Source organism: Pseudomonas corrugata (assembly GCF_001269905.1).
Lineage (GTDB): Bacteria > Pseudomonadota > Gammaproteobacteria > Pseudomonadales > Pseudomonadaceae > Aquipseudomonas > Aquipseudomonas corrugata.
This window is the reverse complement of the sequence record NZ_LHVK01000010.1, coordinates 73688-91608: the sequence shown is the minus strand read 5'-3', so window position 1 is coordinate 91608 and position 17921 is coordinate 73688. Positions and strand designations below refer to the sequence as shown.

Genomic DNA, 17921 nt, shown 5'->3' with positions numbered 1-17921 from the left:
AGTGGGCTACTTCAATTCGGGCAGCCGTGCTTCGCTCTTGACTTCGGTCTGGGCGATGGCATCGGCCGGCAGCACGATCCGTTGTTTGCTCAACAACAGGCCCATGTTCGCCAGCACCCGGTACATCGAGTATTCCTCGGTGTAGCGCACTTCGGTGTAGCGACGGTTGGCGTTGTACAGCTCGTTTTCGCTGTCGAGCAGGTCGAGCAGGGTCCGCTGGCCGAGGCCGAACTGATCCTGGTAGGCGGCGCGCACCCGGGCGGTGGTGTCGGCGTATTCCCGGGCGGTGGGGGTCTGTTTGCGAGCGTTGAGCATCGCGTTCCAGGCCAGGCGCGTATCTTCGTTGAGCTGGCGCAGGGCGTTGTTGCGGATGTCCATGGCCTGGTCGATCTGGTGCGCGTCGGATGCCAACCTTGCCTTGTCGCTACCGCCGCGGAACAGGTTGTAGTTCATCACCACACCGACCCGCCAGTTGTTGTCATGGCCTTCTTCGCCACCGATGTTGTTATTGGCGCCCACCGCAGCTTCGGCGTCGAAACGGGGGTAGAACGGCGACTTGGCCACTTCATATTGGCTCTCGGCGGACTGCACGTCAGCCTGGGCCGATTTCAGGTAGGGGTGGTTTTCCACCATGCTCTGCTGGGCTTCGCGCAGGTCGGCGGGAATTTCACCTTTGGTCGACGGCGGTGTTTCCAGCTCATCGGGCATGCGCCCGACCACGCTGTAGAAGTTCGCCTCGGCGTCGGCCAAGTCGACCTGGGCTGTGTCGTAGTTGTTTTCCGCCAGCGCCCGACGGGCATTGGACTGATCGGAGTCAGCCGCGCTGCCTACTCCGCGCTGGGTGCGCAGGCCGATCTGGTCGTTGACCCGCAGATGCGCCTGCAGGTTGTTCTTGGCCAGGGTCACCAGTTCGCGACGCTTGAGCACTTCGAGGTAGACCTCGATGGTGCGCAGGGCCAGGTCCTGAGCGGTGCCTTGTGCATAATAGGCCCGGGAATTGACCACGCCCTTGGTGCGTTCCACCTCATTGCTGGTGTTGAACCCGTCAAAGAGCATCTGCCGCAGGCGCAGCTCCGACTGGGTGTAGTTCAGGGTGTTGGTGTTGTGATTGCCTTGGGCGCGGGTGTTGGGGTTGTCGCTATAGCCACGGCCGTAGCCGGCATTCAAATCCACCGACGGAAAGAAGCCCCCCCTGGCGACCTTGACGTCTTCATTGGCCGACAGACGGCTGTCCACCCGTTGCGCCAATTCAGGGTGAGTCGCGATGGTGCTCTGGATCGCTTCGGTCAGCGACATCGCCTGCGCAGAAGAAGAGCAGGCTATCGCCAGCAAAACCGCGCTGCAAAGAGGGGATAAAACGCGCATGGGGTGCATCTCCTGAGATCTGTTGTGCTTCTGTGTCGCCAGAATATTGACGTATTTAAGATCAAAACCGTTTCAACCTTGTAACAACACAGCTAAGAACATCCTGCGGGAAACCTAAGAAGAATTTCTCATAAGACTTATGCCGAAAAAAACTTATGTACACGGAAAAAAGCGGCACATTGTTCAAAGGCGAATCCTTTGAAATTGCGGGCTCTGACGGCTTTTGGACGTCAAATAAAAGTTCCCTTGGAACTTTGAAACCAACATGAAGAGATGCAAACAGGGCAGGGCGAGCAGGCTTTTAAAGCGACGGTTTTTTGTCATTGTGGCGGATGGCTAGCGCTTCTGAAGCCTGTGGAAGCTGGCAAATTTTCCAGATTTCCTGACTGCCTCTGAGCACGGATTCTTCACCCAAACAGGTGCCGACCGCGGTTGGCAACGGAGGAATGCACATGGCAGCGCTCATCGGTACCGTCAGCAAAATTGTGGGGCAGGTTTTCGCAGAGACTGCCGCGGGCCAGCGGCGGCCTTTGGTCGAAGGGGATCGGCTGTATGCCGGCGATCACCTGATCACCGGTGCCGAAGGGGCAGTGGCCGTACACCTTGAGAACGGCCAGGACCTGACCCTGGGTCGTGAAAGCAACCTGACCCTCACCCCACAACTGCTGGCCCACCAGGCCCCTCATGTCGACGCGCCTGAAGTGGCGACGCCGACGGCCGGGCAACTGACCGATGTGCAGAAACTGCAGCAAGCCATCGCTGCCGGTGCCGACCCGACCCAGACTGGAGAAGCCACGGCCGCTGGCCCCGGTGCTGGTAATGCGCCCGGTGCTTTGGGTGGGGGGCATAGTTTTGTCCTGCTGGAGGAGGTGGGCGGCGCGGTCGCACCGCAGATAGGCTTCCCTACGGCCGGGTTCAACGGGATTCCCGAGTTTCCACTGGTCCGTCTGGCTGGCGATGAGAACGGCAACAATCAAACCGTGCCACCGGTGACCCCTGAACCTCCGGACAATCCGGTGACCCTCGACGGCCTGAGCGTGGAAGGAGGCGAACTGACCGCCAACGAGGCCAACCTGCCCGATGGTTCAGCCAGCAATCCGGGCGCATTGGTACAAAGCGGCACGTTCACCGTCAACGCGCCTGACGGGTTGAGCAGCCTGAGCATCGGCGGTATCGGCGTGATCGTCGGCGGCGTCCCTGCAGGTTTTCCTCAGGCCATCACCACCGCACTGGGCAATACCCTGACCATCACTGGTTACAATCCCGCCACCGGAGTGATCAGCTATACCTACACCCTTCTCGACAACGAAACCCATCCTGCTGGCGAAGGTGCCAATACCCTCACCGAACAGTTCCCGGTCGTGGCCGTGGACAGCGACGGCGACAGCGCCAGCGGCACCCTGGACGTCAATATCACCGACGACGTGCCCCAGGCGGTCGACGACAACAACGCCAGCACCGCATCGGAAACCTTGGTCACGCTCACCGGCAACGTGTTGCCCAACGATCACCAGGGCGCTGACCGCATTCCCACCGGCCCCGACAGCGGGCCGATCATCGGCGGGACGTTCACCGGCACCTACGGCACCCTGGTGCTCAACCCTAACGGAACGTACACCTACACCCTGGACACCAGCGACCCGCAATTCGTGGCGCTGCATGGTGGAGGAAGCGGTACCGAAACCTTCACCTACACCCTGACCGATGCGGACGGTGACACCAGCACTGCGAACCTGGTGCTGCAAGTGCACAACAACGACGATCCGGTGATCATCACCGGCCTGGACACCGAGGGCGGCGAGCTGACGGTGCAGGAGAAAAACCTCAGCGACGGCACGAGCCCGGATGCGTCGGCCCTGACCCAGAGCGGCACCTTCACCGTGACCGCGCTGGACGGCGTGCAGACCTTGAGCGTCGGCGGTATCACCGTCGTCAGCAGCGGGGTGGCGGCAGGTTTTCCACAGTCCATCACAACGGCATTGGGCAACACCCTGACCGTCACTGGCTTCAACGCAGTCACAGGGGTGGTCAGCTACAGCTACACCTTGCTGGACAACGAAGCCCATCCAAACGCCAACGGTGCCAATAGCCTCAGCGAGCAGTTCACTGTCGTCGCCACGGATGACAACGGCACCACGGCGACCGGCAATCTCGATGTGAACATCGTCGATGACCTGCCTCACGCCGTGGACGACAGCAACGCCGGTACTGCGTCGGAAACCAACCTGACCCTGACCGGCAGCGTCCTGACCAATGACACCGAAGGCGCAGACCATGTCGCTTCGGGGCCCATCACACCGGGCACGTTCACCGGCACCTACGGCACCCTGGTGCTCAACGCCGATGGTTCCTACACCTACACCCTCAACCCCGCCGACACGGATTTCAAAGGTCTGCACGGTGGCGGCGACGGCACTGAGACCTTCACCTACACCCTGACCGATGCGGACGGTGATACCAGCACTGCGAACCTGGTGCTGCAAATACACAACAACGACGATCCGGTGATCATCAGCGGCCTGGACACCGACGGCGGCGAGTTGACGGTGCAGGAGAAAAACCTCAGCGATGGCAGCAGTCCTGATACATCAGCGCTGACCCAAAGCGGCACCTTCACCGTGACCGCGCTGGACGGTGTACAAAGCTTGAGCGTCGGCGGCATCACCGTCGTCAGCAGCGGGGTGGCGGCAGGTTTTCCACAGTCCATCACAACGGCGCTGGGCAACACCCTGACCGTCACTGGCTTCAACGCAGCCACAGGGGTGGTCAGCTACAGCTACACCTTGCTGGACAACGAAGCCCATCCCAACGCCAACGGTGCCAATAGCCTCAGCGAGCAGTTCACTGTCGTCGCCACGGATGACAACGGCACCACGGCGACCGGCAATCTCGATGTGAACATCGTCGATGACCTGCCTCACGCCGTGGACGACAGCAACGCCGGTACTGCGTCGGAAACCAACCTGACCCTGACCGGCAGCGTCCTGACCAATGACACCGAAGGCGCAGACCATGTCGCTTCGGGGCCCATCACACCGGGCACGTTCACCGGCACCTACGGCACCTACGGCACCCTGGTGCTCAACGCCGACGGTTCCTACACCTACACCCTCAACCCTGCCGACACGGATTTCAAAGGTCTGCACGGTGGCGGCAACGGTACCGAAACCTTCACCTACACCCTGACCGATGCGGACGGTGACACCAGCACTGCGAACCTGGTGCTGCAAGTGCACAACAACGACGATCCGGTGATCATCACCGGCCTGGACACCGAGGGCGGCGAGCTGACGGTGCAGGAGAAAAACCTCAGCGACGGCACGAACCCGGATGCGCCGGCCCTGACCCAGAGCGGCACCTTCACCGTGACCGCGCTGGATGGCGTGCAGACCTTGAGCGTCGGCGGTATCACCGTCGTCAGCGGCGGGGTGGTGGCAGGTTTTCCACAGTCCATCACAACGGCGCTGGGCAACACCCTGACCGTCACTGGCTTCAACGCAGCCACAGGGGTGGTCAGCTACAGCTACACCTTGCTGGACAACGAAGCCCATCCCAACGCCAACGGTGCCAATAGCCTCAGCGAGCAGTTCACTGTCGTCGCCACGGATGACAACGGCACCACGGCGACCGGCAATCTCGATGTGAACATCGTTGACGACCTGCCCACCGCCCACGCCGATTCCGCCTCGGTGAATGAAGGCGGGACGGTCAGCGGCAATGTCCTGGACAACGACGTGGGCGGTGCCGATGGGCCCGCTGCCAGTGGCGCGGTGATCGGCGTACGCGCCGGTGACGACACCTCGACTCCGGCGATTGGCGGCCTCAACACTCAGATCAACGGTACCTACGGTTACCTGACCCTGGATGCCAATGGCAATGCGGTCTACCACAGCAATCCGGACACCGTCAGCGCACCCGGCGCCACGGACGTGTTCACCTACACCGTGCGTGATTCCGATGGCGATGAAAGTACGACCACCATCACCATCGACGTGCACGACGTCTGCCTTGTCGCCACACCGGATCAGGACATCAGCGTCCACGAAAAAGCCCTCGACCTGAATCAGGACGGCCAGGACCTGGCCCCCGGCACCGTCACCGGCAGTGATCCGAGTGCCACCAACGAAACCGCCACCGGCAGTCTCGTGGGGGCGGTGACCGGTGCTGTTGGCGCCGTGACCTTCGCCCTGGTGAGCGACGCCACCGGCGCCCATGGGCAGTTGCTGCTCAACCCGGACGGTTCCTACACCTACACGCTGACCTCGCCTGCCACGACAGCGCCCAGTGCCAACGACGGTCCGAACGTGACGAGTGAAAGTTTCACCTATCAAGCCACGGACTCCCTGGGCAACACCGTCACCAGCACCATCGTCATCAACATCGTCGACGATGTGCCCAAGGCTTATTGCGATACCGCCGCAGTAGTGGAGGGCGGGACGGTCAGCGGCAATGTGCTGGACAACGATGTGCTCGGCGCCGACGGCGGTACCGTCATCGGCGTACGGGTTGGCAGCGATACTTCAACCTCGGCGGTTGGCGGCCTCAACACCCAGATCAACGGTACCTATGGCTACCTGACCCTGGATGCCAGTGGCAATGCGGTCTACCACAGCAACCCGGACGCCGTCGGCGCATCCGGCGCCACGGACGTGTTCACCTACACCGTGCGCGATGGCGATGGGGATGAAAGCACCACCACCATCACCATCGATGTGCACGACAGCTGTCTTGTCGCCGAAACCGACCACGACATTACCGTCTACGAAAAAGCCCTCGACCTGCATCAAGACGGCCAGGACCTGGCCCCCGGCACGGTCACCGGCAGCGACCCGAGCGGCACCGGCGAAACGGCCAGCGGCAGCCTTGTCGGTTCGGTGTCGGGCGCCACTGGCGCGGTGACCTTCACCTTGGTGGGCAACGCCACAGGGGCTTATGGTCAACTGCTGCTCCATCCTGACGGCTCCTACACCTACACCCTGACCTCGCCCGCCACGACGACTCCACACACCAATGACGGCCCGAACGTCTTGAGCGAAAGCTTCACCTATCAGGCCACGGACTCCCTGGGCAACCACGTCACCGGCAGCCTGGTGGTGAGTATCGTCGACGATGTGCCCACCGCTGTTGCATCCGAACGTTCGGTGACGGCGGTGGAGATCGATTCGAACCTGCTGATCGTGCTCGATGTGTCCGGCAGCATGGCCGATGATTCCGGCGTACCGGGGCTTTCGCGGCTGGACCTGGCGAAGCAGGCCATCAGCGCCTTGCTCGATAAATACGATGACCTGGGAGACGTGAAGGTTCAGCTGGTGACCTTCAGTAGCAGTGCCACTGACCAGACTTCAGTGTGGGTCGATGTGGCCACCGCCAAGACACTGCTCACCAGCCTGACGGCTGGCGGCGGGACCAACTACGATGCGGCAGTGGCGACGGCCAAGACCGCGTTCGTCACCTCCGGACAACTGACCGGGGCGCAGAACATCGGTTATTTCTTTTCCGACGGCAAGCCGACGTCGGGGCAGGAAACCGGTGCGGCCGATGAAGCCGCCTGGAAGGCCTTCCTCGACGCCAACGGCATCAAGAACTACGCCATCGGTCTGGGCAGCGGCGTCAGCAATGCCAACCTCGACCCGCTGGCCTACGATGGCAGCACCCATACCAACACCGACGCCGTGGTGGTGACCGATCTCAACCAGCTCAATTCGGTATTGTCCGGCACTGTGCAAGGTGTGCCGGTCACCGGCAGCCTGTTGGGCGAGGGCGGTACATTCGGTGCCGACGGCGGGTATGTCAAAAGCCTGGTGGTCGACGGCACCACATACAGCTATGACCCGGCCGCCAACGGTGGCCAGGGTGCATTGACGGCCAGTGGCGGGGCCGACCATGGCACGTTCAACAGCCTGAACAACACCGTGAGCATCGCCACTGCCCACAACGGTACGCTGGTGATCAACCTCGACAGCGGCGAGTACAGCTACACCTCCCAGACCACCACCAGCACGGTGATCAGCGAAAACATCGTCTACACCGTCAGCGACAATGATGGTGACCTGGCAAGCTCCAGCCTGGTGATCAACGTCGTGCCCAACAGTCCACCCGTGGCGATGGACGACAACGTCATCACCAACGTGCTGTCGGGCAATATCGTGGTACCGGGGGAACTGTTGCTGGGCAATGACAGCGACGCCAATGGCGATCCGCTGACCGCGTCACCCACCAGCTTCAACACCGGTTGGGTCGGCAAAGGCGCGGACTTTACCGGCAGCACCGGCACGGTCAGCTTCACTGGCAACAACGTGCAGTCGATCAACCTCGACCGCAGTACCTTTGTCGCCAACGCTGCCGCCATGACCGCGGTGCTGGTGGTCAGCGGTGCACTGGGGATGGTGTCCAACAACAATACCAACGATGAGGACCGCCTCAACATCAGTCTCAAACAGGGCGAAACCCTGACGCTGGACCATAATCTGTCGGCCGGCCATATCGCCATGGAATACTCCCTCAATGGCGGACCGTTCATCGCGATCAACGATGGGGCTTCGTTCACCGCAGCGGCGGACGGCAACTACCAGATCCACGTCACCAACATCCCCAACCCTGGTGGCGGCAACGCCAACGCCGCGGAAAACTACCAACTGACCCTGACCGTCAACTATGCCGGCGCCCAGGACAGCACGCCGGATTACCACGGCAGCTACACCGCCAGCGATAACCACGGCGGCAGCGACAGTGCGGCGGTGAGCATCAGCTACCAGTCCGGCCATACCCTGACCGGCACTACGGGAGACGACGTGTTGTTGGCCGGCAATGGCGACAACCTCCTCAACGGCGGAGACGGCAACGACATCCTCAGTGCCGGCTCGGGTAACAACACCTTGCACGGCGGAGCGGGCAATGACTTGCTCTACAGCGGCGCCGGCAATGACCTGCTCGATGGCGGCACCGGCAACGACACCGCCAGCTACGCCCATGCCACCGCCGGTGTCACGGTGAACCTGGGCCTGCTCGCCGCGCAAAACACGCTAGGCGCCGGTACCGACACCCTGGGCGGTATCGAAAACCTCGTCGGTTCGAACTTCAACGACACCCTCACCGGCGACGGGGCCAACAACCGCATCGACGGCGGACTGGGTCATGACGTGCTCAATGGCGGTGGCGGCGATGACATCCTGATCGGCGGCTTGGGCAACAACACCCTCACTGGCGGCAGCGGCGCCGATACCTTCCAGTGGATGACAGGTAATAGCGGCCATGACGTGATCACCGACTTCACCCCCGGTCTCGATAAACTTGACCTGTCACAACTGCTGCTGGGAGAGAACGGCACCAGCGCCTCCCTGGACGACTACCTGCACTTCACCGTCACCGGCAGCGGCGCATCGGTCATTACCAGCATCGACGTCAGCGCCACCGCCGGCGCGACGCCGAACCAGACCATCGACCTGGCCGGCGTCGATCTCGCCAACCACTACGGCGTGACACCGGGCGCAGGGGGGATGATTGCGGGCGGGGCGGACACGGCGACCATCATCAACGGGATGTTGAATGATCATTCGTTGAAGGTGGATACGGTATGAGGTAAGTCGTACTGTGGCGTTTGGTGTGAACCCTGCGAGAGCAAATTCCCTCACCACAGGATGTGATGGCGACCGAGGCGAACTGACGTTATCCGGCGTTCAGTTCGCCCACTGCCAACTATTGATGACTATTCCGGGTATTGGCCGTCGCGCGCTCATCTCGGGTCAGCACAATCAGAGTGAACGTCACCGACTTGCCGTTGGATGTCGCGATTACCGTCACGAAACCGATTTTGTTGCCGGCGATCAGCTTCGGTGACACTGCGTCGCCATGACTGCTGGTCGTGGCTGTCGGCGTCTGATCGGCCCCGACGAATAGGGTTCCGGTTCCACCATCATTGGTGATCGTGTAGGTGACCCAGGCAGCCTCTACTGGATCTTGGTCCTGATTCGAAGTCCGTGTCGTGAGGGGGAGGGCGAACTCAGTACCTTCTGACGCGAACTGTCCATGCCCAGCGATCACGGATAGATGCTCCACATCCTCCGTCGGGTCACCCTCTTGCGACACCACCCGCAAGTGGAACGTAGCCGTCCTATCGCTAGACGTGGCGGTAACCTGCAGCGTACCCGCCTTGGCGCCGGCCACCAGCGTTGGCGACGTAGCATCACCCTCGGCGTTCGTCTGCACGGTCGGTGTCTGGTCGCCCCCGTTGAACCGTGTCCCTGTCCCACCGTCATCAGTGACCGCGAAGGTAACCTCCGTACCCACGACAGCCGCGTTCAAGGGGTCTGTGGCTCGTGCGGTCAATGGTTTCGGAAACCTGCTGTCCATTGAGACGGCCTGGAAATTCCCCGCTTGCGTTTGTAGCGACTGAACCTCGCCTGGCCACCGCGACATCACGTTCAGAGCGATGTTGTTCGCTCCGCGGATTTGTCCTGTATCGGACAATAGCCGTACCCGGCCATTGGTGATGTGGCCGTCGGCGGCTGTGTCATCCACGCGCAGCGTCGCCGACTGTGCTGCGGTCCAGTTCGCTGCGCTTGGCAGGGTGCATGACGCGGCGTTGCCGTTCTCGGCGATCCACTTGGTAGTCCCGCTCTGGCAGGACACGTCGGTGATCACAGTGTGTGCGGGAGCGTTGTAATACAGCTGTTCGCCGGGTGCCCCTACCACCGGGGATTTGCCGTCCACCTGCGTCACTCGCACCGGAACCTGTACGCCAACCCCTCCCGGCTTGGCCAACGGTATGGTCAGCTGTCCCACCGGGATACTGCCCTCGGGCAACTTGCCACCGAAATACTGCGCGATACGGGGCCAGATGCTGCTCATCTGCGCGCCGGTGTTGTACCCCGAACTGTAACCATAGTTCAGGGCAATAACTGCATTGGTCCGCGCATCGATCACTGGCGACCCGGAAGACCCTGACTCGGTATCGCAGTTGTATTTTGCGAAATCAGCGAAGCCGTTGTTATTCACTGCGGTCACCCAGCAGGGACGTCCGTCATCGTGAAAGCGCGAGATCCGCTTCGGCCCGCCCCTGGGATGCCCCGCAATGTAGACCGGGTCGCCAACCTCCGAGATACGGGTATCCACGCCCAGATAACCGAAGGAATCCAATACGCCGCTGTCAACCACATCCGGATCCAACTCAAGTAGCGCAGAATCGGTAAAGTTATGAGAGGTCAAGATCCGCGCCACTGGCACCTGGACAGCAGGCCGCACAGCATCCGAATCGCAGCTGGGTTCCTCGTAATCGAACGCCACGACCATCCGACTCGGATCCGGATTTTCACCAATGACATGCAGGTTGGTGAGCACAAGGTTTCCAGGCCCTATCCGCCATGCAGTCCCATAGCTGGGCCCGGTATAAATCCTGCCGACTGCGCGTGAGCGCCGGTATTTTGCCGGGTCCGACTCCTGTACGCATCGAGCCTTCTCAAGCTGACTTTCCCCGATGATCTGACCTGGAGTGATCGGGGTGGGAGGCGCAGTCTCCACGGCAGCGACCGCCGCCCCGGCGCCCAGTACCAGCCCAAAGAAGGCCAGCGGCACTGAAATTTTTTTCGGTTGAGTCAGCATGGCGGAAGCTCCGGTCGCTTAGGGACGATGGAGCGATTAATGAAGTGGAACCTGTTCTCTGCCTACTGTCAGGTCTGACAGGCTGAGCAGATTGCTGACGGATGGTCGGCGCTGCTGGAGGTTTGCCTTGTGGCGCGGACAGGGGATATTGATCGTTCCCACGCTCTGCGTGGTAATGCAGCCTGGGCGTCCCCAGGAGCCGAACGCAGAGCGTCCCTTGAGGCATTCCCACGCAGAGCGTGGGAACGATCAAGGGCGGAGTGGCTAGCGATGTTCGACGTTGTCGAGTGCCCGGTTCGCGAGCAATGCACCCAGTTCAATCAATTGCTGGATGCCCAGCGCCACATGCCGCCGAGAACCGTTCAGCTCGAAGGCCAGATCACTGACCATGGCATTGGCCGAGGCCAGGGTTTCGCTGAGGTTGGCGAGCAGGATTTCAGTGTCGATGCCATTGACGATGGTAAAAAGCTGATCGGGAGGCGGATCGATCTCGGACCCGCTCGGTTTTGGTTTCAAGTAAAAGTCGAGGGCGCGATCGGCGGTTTTGTCGTAAGAGGATGTGGGGTCGGTATCCGGGGTGCTGGGCATAAGGTGGAGCTCCATGCATGACCACCATTGAACAGATGTCAAGAAAGCCATCGTCAAGGTGATGCTATATGTCATGTGGCATACGGGCTACCAAACCCGATCACTGATTTGTCAGCGATGGACAAACGATAGAGCCTGTCCTCTTGGCACACAAGCCGGCGAATTCTGGCGTAGTCGTAGGCAATGGCGTAAGACGACGTAGCCCGTCCAGCAGTGTCCTACTGTGAAATAAACATAGGGGCGCAATGCCGGTCAGTTGAGCCACAAACCTGTGGGAGCAAAGCTTGCTCGCGATGATTGATCGTTCCCACGCTCTGCGTGGTAATGCAGCCTGGGACGCTCTGCGTCTCCAAGAGCCGAACGCAGAGCGTCCGTTGAGGCATTCCCACGCAGAGCGTGGGAACGATCAACTGCTGCTGGGAGAGAACGGCACCAGTGCCTCCCTAGACGACTACCTGCACTTCACCGTCACCGGCAACGGCGCATCGGTCATCGCCAGCATCAACGTCAGCGCCACCGCCGGCGCCACGCCGAACCAGACCATCGACCTGGCCGGCATCGACCTCGCCAGCCACTACGGCGTGACACCGGGAGCAGGGGGGATGATTGCGGGCGGGGCGGATACGGCGAAGAACCGCATTACGCAAACGAAGCCCCGCGCGCCGAAATCGAAGCCACGCCGGTCGGCCTCAAGGCGCACATTGCCCGTCAGTTGGCCTCCGACGAAGAATTCGAGCTGCCCTGCGAGCTGGACCTGGGCGATGACCTGGACGACTCGGAACTGCGATAGAGCCTGGCTCCCGGGGGCTCAGGTCGGCGAGCCTTCTTCCAGCTCGCGGGTATCGGGGTAATCCTTGGGAGGGCGCAATCCCGGAGGAAATCCGAAGGCGTCCAGGAACAGTGGGGCAGGTCCTAAGGATTCAACTCCAACATGAGGAATAAACCAGTTGTGAGGGCGCTTATAGACATAGCCGTATTTGATGCTGACCGTGTAATAGCTTCCGTCTCCTGAATTTTGATGCGTCCAATATTCCGATAGGTTGGGGTCGGGAACACCGCTTTCGTTTGTGCCACCCAGCGTCCAGTTATACCCCTGTTGCATATCCCCCCATTCCCCAAACAGGGTCCCTAACCCCCGCACGCCCTGTCCTGAAGTCAAATGCCCCGGTGCAGGCAGTCTGCCACGGCCCGCGGCGGCGGACCACGTCTCGTAGCCATAAAGTCCTGTGAACCATAAGGCCGCTTGTTTCATTGCAAAGGTGGCACGGTTGGGGGTCGGTTGCGCAGCGTCCGTTACCGTAAAGGTAACTTCATGATAAGTGATTCTTGTCACTTCACCGGTTTCTGCATGGATGGACGCCCATGCGGAATTCGATGCAGAAAACAAATAAGGAGGCCGTCCTCCTGCCACGTTTATTTTGAAACGTGCGCCATTGAAGCCTGTAGTCGGGAAGCCGCTATCGGGCGCGAACGAATACTCCGCGCCACGAGGCGAAGCGGTCAGCGAGACCACTCTGATGGCCTCCACCACCGTGAGGGTGCGTGCGTTGGAGTAGACATTGCCACTGTGATAGAGCGACTTTGCGTACAGCCGGCGAGGGCCCAGTTCGACCGTTATCTCGAGTTCCCAAATGCCGGACGCGTTATCAGCGGTTGCCTCACCCTTGGAGACAGGGTTGGGGTCATTGCCTTCGAAAATTTCGACTTTCCGGCCTTTGCTGGCTTGGCCCGACAGTTTCAAAGTGGTGCTGACGGTGGTGGTACCGTCCGGGATCTCCACCTCGTTGGCGTCCTGGACGCTGTCGAGGGTAGGGAGGACCAGCGCAGAGCCAAGATGAATATCCAAACGTTTGGTAGGCGACCGGTTGACGTTGCCCAACTGGTCGAAAACCACGAACTCCGCCAGCGTATTGGGATTGTCACCCGCCTGTTGAAAGGTGTCGGTGAACAGGGTTTTCACCACCGGTATCGAACTGTCGGTGATTTCCCATTCAACCGTCGCATTGCCCAGCAGAAGGCGAATATGGTCGTAGTCTCGCCGGTGGCTGTAGTCGAAGCCGAACTCCACGCCCTGCGCCGCCCGCTCGGCGCTGACCCCATCGTTGACAACGTCGGGCGGGATCACCAGATCCAGGCCTGTCGGTGCCGGCTCACCGGGTGCGCGCAGGTGATACAGGACATGCAGGTCCCTGGAGGGCGCGGCGTTTTCACCGGGGCGGGTCACTTTGTAATGCAGCCTGTTGACCCCATGAATCAACTGCCCATGGGGGATGTACAAGGGGAGGCGATCCTGCTCTTCCCCCGGATCTACGGTCTTGCCGGCGACGGGAGTGGGATCGTCATTGACGAACAGGTCAGCGCGATCATAGGCCGCCATTGTCCAGGATTGACGCTTGAGCTCCGTCCACGGATCAATCAGGCAGAGAAGCCCCTGAGGCTGGCCGTCGTAAAGGCTTTTGGGAATCCCACCATCGGCGATGCCGGCCGGTTTCACTGGGGTGATCCAGCCTGGAATGATCACGGGATACAGCTCGAACAAATCGTCCAGGGTAGAAGATTGGATATCCATCGGATTCTCCTGGCAGGTAACGGACGTTAGGGGTATCACACGTCAGGCCGAGGCAATTGCCTACTGTCAGAACTTACAGGTGAGCGCGGATTTAAGACGAGCGGTGGTGTGGAGTTGGCGGATGCCTCCCCAGAGTTGCTCGGGGGCAGACTTCTATGGTGAGAGGCTTATCCCAGTCCGACTGCGCGACAGTCGCAAAACGGTTGACGGGGTTGTTCTGTTGCACCGCGTCGTCCGGTTTGGGGGCGCTTCGCACCCCAGCGGGGATGAATCCCCTCGCCACAGGAGGTGTATTGTCTTGGCTAGCGCTGGTTGATCGTTCCCACGCTCTGCGTGGTAATGCAGCCTGGGACGCTCTGCGTCCCCAAGAGCCGAACGCAGAGCGTCCCTTGAGGCATTCCCACGCAGAGCGTGGGAACGATCAAGGGCGGAGTGGCTAGCGCTGTTCGACGTTATCCAGCGCACGGTTCGCTCAGCTCGAAGGCCAGATCACTGACTATGGCATTGGCCGAGGCGAGGGTTTCGCTGAGGTTGGCGAGCAGGACTTCAGTGTCGATGCCATTGACGACGGCAAAGAGCTGATTGTTGATCGTTCCCACGCTCTGCGTGGTAATGCAGCCTGGGACGCTCTGCGTCCCTCAGGAGCCGAACGCAGAGCGTCCGTTGTGGCATTCCCACGCAGAGCGTGGGAAGGATCAAGGCGGACGCCCGGTTCGCCTCTTTTGAACAGGAGCTACTCCTGCTTCCCCCGGATCGTGTAGGTTCGTGACGGAAAGGTCACCGCCTCGGCTTCGACGTTGCGTTGGTCAAAGGCAGCCTTGAAACCCACCGTTAGCGTACTGCCATCGCGTAACCCCTGAAGGTCGCCAAGCGATGCGGTGCTATTGGTTGCGAAGCCATCTGATACCCATTTGTCTGAGACCCGGCTCCCGTTGGCATCTCCCCATAGGGTGCGTTCATAGTCCGAGCCATCGATCTTCGTACCTGCCAGGTGCAGCCATACGTACTGGCCTGCCGCGATATGTGGCCAACTGTCGATTCGCACGCTGGCGCTGCCGGTTAACGTGTTCACGTCCAGTTCCGGACCGTCACCATTATTGGCCGCTTGCAATATCTTCGGCTTGGCTCGCAGCAGATCGTCTTGGGAGAGAGGCAGTACCATCAGACTGAGTGGAATCGACGTCGCTGGTTCCACGTTGTGGTGGATGACCGTGTAGGTGACCGTCACCGACTTGCCCAGGTTAAAAGCCATCACCGTGTTGGGGATTGGGATTTCCAACCCGGCGCTGACCAATGATTCGTCCGAAGTGTATGAACCCCCCGCCGGTGTTCCCGGTGCACCGGCCCAGGTGACCTTCAGTTTGTCGTCGGGAAGCAAGCCGATGCTGGTTGGCACCATGACGGTCAGCGAGTCCTCGGCATCGATCGGGTTCAAGGTGGTGCCATCGGCCTCTTTCACCGAAGGAGGGAACGGTAAGACCTGCCCATGGACGGTATATGTACGCAACGGGAAGGTCACCGCCTGGGATTCGTCCGTGCTTTGGCTGAGCGCGGCCTTGAATTCCACGCTCAATACACTGCCGTCGCGCAGGGCCTGCAAGTAACTGTAGGGGACCGGGGCTTTCAGGTAGCGGCGATCATATTCCGACGGCGTAACCCGCGACGGGGCCTTCCACACCGTGTAGTCGTGCCTGGTGCCATCGGTTTTTTCTCCCCTCAGACGCAACCATACGTACTGGTTCTTGGCCATGTGCGGCCAGCCTTCAATGCGTAACTCGACATCGGGGTTTGCCAGGGCCAGGTCAAGCTCAGGCCCTTCGCCATTGTTGGCCGCTTGCAATATCTTTGGCTTGGAGACCAGCAGATCGTCCTGGGATAGAGGCAGTACCGTCAGACTGAGTGGAATCGACGCCGGCGACTCCACGTTGTTGCGGATGACCGTGTAGGTGACCGTCACCGACTGGCCCAGGTTAAAAGCCACCACCGTGTAAGGGATTGGGATTTCCAACCCGGCGCTGACCAACGATTCGTCCGAGGTGTATGACCCCCCGGCTGGTGTTCCCGGCGCACCGGCCCAGGTGACCTTGAGTTTGTCGTCGGGAAGCAAGCCGATGTTGGATGGCACCACGACTGTCAACGAGTCCTCGGCATTGACCGGGTCCAGGGTATTCCCGTTGGCTTCTTTTACCGAAGCGGAGAGGGGGGATATCTGATCGTCTGGATTGAAGCTGAAGACGCTGCCGTCCGTAGCCGAAAGGTCAACGCCAACGACAGGCAGAAAGCGCCCCGTGTGCAGGAAGTAATCCTTCTGAAAAAAGACCGCGTTGGGTTTTGCTGCGACGGTTGTGTAGAAAAAGGCTTCTAGCGGAAGTTGCTCTCCGATGTCCTGCGGCCATTTGGCGAGGATGATTTCATTCTGCTCTCGCTGTACAGCGGGATCCAACAAAGCTCTGGCCTTGAGGCTGACATCAAAGGGTATTGTTTCTCCTGTGAAGCTGCACAACGTATGTTTACTGGCCAGCGCATTGAAATACGCTAGCCATTGGTGTTCGTCAGTAATTCCCTGTTCTGCGCACGGTATGCTTGTTTGCGGTGCTGAGGAATGTGCATTGCAACTGTCCGAGCGATAAAAAGTGGCCCCATCATAAGGATAAGCACAGCGTACCGTGAGCGGGTGGGCGCTGGGGGCCGCTAACTCTTTCAGGATCAAGCCCTGGTTCTTGGCCCAGGCGAGTTTGGGCACATACACATCTGCCCGCATATAGGAAAATGACACACCGTTGCGCTGTATGGAGCCGGGACTCGGATTCCATGCCCGAAAATCCAGCGAGGCATCGGTGGTTCGAATCAGTACACCGCTGCAGTTGTAGGCGGGTGTATCGCCCTGACAGGCCGCTGCCGTATTGGCGTACCGGGCATTGAGCCGAGACGCTACTTGATAACCGGCGTACAACTGATCCTGGGTATTGAAACCAAAGACCGCATCCGGAGCGCGGTTCAGATCCATTCGCAGGACCGGCAACCACTCTCCGGTAGCGGTGAAGTAATCGCGTTGGTCCTTTTGCGCGTCCAGCAGGGCCCCTGTTTGTGTCGTGTCATAGAACAGGCCCTGCAAAGGCAGCCGTTCAGGTGCCTGGGCATCCCAGTTTCTGATCTGCAACAGGTTAGGCTTGGCGGCCCACTCGGAATCGATGAGTTGGTGGGCGACCAGGCTGGCCTTGAACTGCGCGGCCACGCGGCTGCTCAACGAGCATTGCTGCTCGGGCTGTTGGGTCTGTTGCTGAAAATGCGTGAGCCAACTGGAGGCGTCACTGATCCCCAATGCGGCGCATGAACTGGGATCTTGCGTGGTGTTCGTCGCAGTTGGCAATCCACAACCATGGTCGGGGCGATGACCTGAAACGGTCATTTCGAAGGGGTAGGCGCACAACACGTCGAGAGATTTACCCACGCCAATGGCCGTGAACGAATCGGAAAACACGATTCCATTTTTTTGCGACAACTGGCGGGTATCGAGATCGGCCCGTAAATAGTTGAAGCGCTCGGCACCTGATTGGATGGACGCGGCGTCATGTGTCCAGAAGGTGTCCGAGCCTTGACTTCCATGTACCAACACGCCACTGCAGAAGTAGGCCGGCTTGTTGACCGGGCATTCGGAAACGGTGTTCTTGTAGCGGTTGTTGAGCAGTTGCGCGACTTCCGGGCCGGTGACGGCAAGCGTCGGCACGCTGGCGAACAGCAGGGTGAGCACCAGGGTTTGCATGAACACAATGAGATAGCGCATGAGCTTGATGCTCCTGGT

General features: G+C 60.4%; 6 protein-coding genes and 3 pseudogenes. 3 read left to right on the top strand and 6 right to left on the bottom strand.

Annotated elements, in window-relative coordinates; all coding sequences use genetic code 11:
• Positions 1-6: 6 nt before the first annotated feature.
• The gene (locus AD665_RS17015; protein WP_024779106.1) at positions 7-1365 is read right to left on the bottom strand and encodes a TolC family outer membrane protein; all 1359 of its coding nucleotides are present in this window, start codon (positions 1363-1365) and stop codon (positions 7-9) included.
• A 452-nt stretch (positions 1366-1817) separates the two neighbouring features.
• Here AD665_RS17015 and AD665_RS17010 point away from each other — a divergent pair, with 452 nt between their 5' ends.
• Positions 1818-8942 carry a retention module-containing protein gene (locus AD665_RS17010; RefSeq protein WP_053192907.1) on the top strand — a complete coding sequence of 2375 codons (7125 nt, stop codon included), beginning with the start codon at positions 1818-1820 and terminating at the stop codon, positions 8940-8942.
• 118 nt (positions 8943-9060) lie between these two features.
• Here AD665_RS17010 and AD665_RS17005 read toward each other — a convergent pair whose 3' ends face one another.
• Entirely contained in the window at positions 9061-10962 is a 1902-nt protein-coding gene (locus AD665_RS17005) for a trypsin-like peptidase domain-containing protein (RefSeq protein WP_053192904.1), read from the bottom strand.
• Between the two features lie 264 nt (positions 10963-11226).
• Entirely contained in the window at positions 11227-11550 is a 324-nt protein-coding gene (locus tag AD665_RS17000) for a DUF6124 family protein (protein WP_231994996.1), read from the bottom strand.
• Between the two features lie 404 nt (positions 11551-11954).
• Here AD665_RS17000 and AD665_RS28180 point away from each other — a divergent pair.
• A pseudogene (locus AD665_RS28180) lies at positions 11955-12179 on the top strand (type I secretion C-terminal target domain-containing protein); the annotation flags it as partial.
• Positions 12173-12337 (top strand): annotated as a pseudogene (locus AD665_RS27520) (UPF0149 family protein); the annotation flags it as partial. The pseudogenes AD665_RS28180 and AD665_RS27520, both read left to right, overlap by 7 nt.
• Positions 12338-12358: 21 nt before the next feature.
• Here the strand turns inward: AD665_RS27520 and AD665_RS16995 are convergent.
• The 3 genes and pseudogenes from AD665_RS16995 to AD665_RS27680 form a co-directional block, all read right to left on the bottom strand.
• On the bottom strand, positions 12359-14119 hold the full coding sequence (locus AD665_RS16995; RefSeq protein ID WP_053192900.1) for a hypothetical protein: 1761 nt from the start codon (positions 14117-14119) through the stop codon (positions 12359-12361).
• A gap of 452 nt (positions 14120-14571) precedes the next feature.
• A pseudogene (locus AD665_RS27515) lies at positions 14572-14706 on the bottom strand (DUF6124 family protein); the annotation flags it as partial.
• Positions 14707-14852: 146 nt separating this feature from the next.
• The gene (locus AD665_RS27680; protein ID WP_175582009.1) at positions 14853-17903 is read right to left on the bottom strand and encodes a hypothetical protein; all 3051 of its coding nucleotides are present in this window, start codon (positions 17901-17903) and stop codon (positions 14853-14855) included.
• Positions 17904-17921 lie beyond the last annotated feature (18 nt).